We start from the raw sequence: 1,163 nt of genomic DNA on the forward strand, positions 1-1,163 counted from the left end.
ATACCAACGGTTATCTTCTTTGACCTATATGAGCCCATTTCCTGAGGCCGATTGAGCGTATGGTCTCTGGCAGGGCGGTGAGGTTGTTCCATGCTGCGCATGCGGCATTGATGATATGATTGATGTCTTCGAAGACGGTATTGGACAGCCAGTTGGCACGGAGGAACTGCCAGATATTCTCGACCGGGTTCAGTTCGGGAGCGCGGGATGGCAGGAAGATCAGACTGATGTTACGAGGCAGTCTGAGTTTGGGTGTCGTATGCCAGCCGGCACGATCGAGCAGGACGACGGCATGGGCTCCCCGTGCTACACAACGTGCAATCTCGTCGATATGCAATTGCATGCTGGCCGTCCCGGTAAAGGGCAGCACCAGACCTGCCGCCTTGCCGAGTGCGGGGCAGATGGCGCCGAACAGCCAGGCATTTTCATAGCGTTGATCGGCAGGCTGGCGTGGTCGGGTGCCACGCCGTGCCCATTGCCGGACAAGACCGTTCTTCTGCCCGATGCGGGCCTCGTCCTGCCACCAGAGCTCGATCCGTCTACCCCTGGGCAGATGTCCGGTGTGAGCGCTCAGGATCGTGGGGAAGTTTTTTTAAACGCGTCCATGACGGATGGATCCTGCCCGGGGTGACGCGGACGCGCGCTGACATGGCTGAACCCAAGCCGCTTCAGTAGGGCGGAGACATGGCGTTCGTGATAGGAGACGCCAAAACGTTCTTCGATGACCCGTTGAAGATCGACACGACGCCAGCGCACCACGCCGTCCCGGGTAAGATCAGGACCTGCCGTGACCAGCGCCGATAATTCTGCCAGTTGAGCCGCATTCAGACGGCAGACCGACCCGTTTCGCCACTGATCACGCAAGCCGTCCGGCCCTGCGATATTGAACCGGTGTACCCAGTCCCGCAATGTCTGCCGGTCCATCCCGCCAATCCGCGCGGCCTCACCACGGCTGGTGCCGTCCTGCACCGCCGCCAGTGACAGAAGCCGACGTGCCACATTCGCGTCCCGCGCGCGAGACGCCAGTCGACGCAGTGTTTCGGCCGTGTAGTCCGTTCGTAATGCGATCGCGCCACCCATCCTCGATCCTCCTCAATAAAGAGAATCAGAAAGGACAGTGCGTGTCACATCACAGATGAGTCACAGGAGAACTCCGTTGGTAT

The 1,163-nt window shown here is 59.8% G+C and carries 1 protein-coding gene; it reads right to left on the minus strand.

The features are described 5' to 3' along the window. Positions 1-10: 10 nt before the first annotated feature. Positions 11-1,080, minus strand: a protein-coding gene (locus LOC54_RS12230) for an IS630 family transposase (RefSeq protein ID WP_279314054.1) whose coding sequence is annotated in 2 segments (ribosomal slippage) — positions 11-594 and positions 594-1,080 — 1,071 coding nt in all. Because the reading frame shifts where the segments join, the coding sequence is not laid out codon by codon here. Positions 1,081-1,163: the final 83 nt, after the last annotated feature.

The organism is Acetobacter sp. AN02 (genome assembly GCF_029759835.1).
Lineage (GTDB): Bacteria > Pseudomonadota > Alphaproteobacteria > Acetobacterales > Acetobacteraceae > Acetobacter.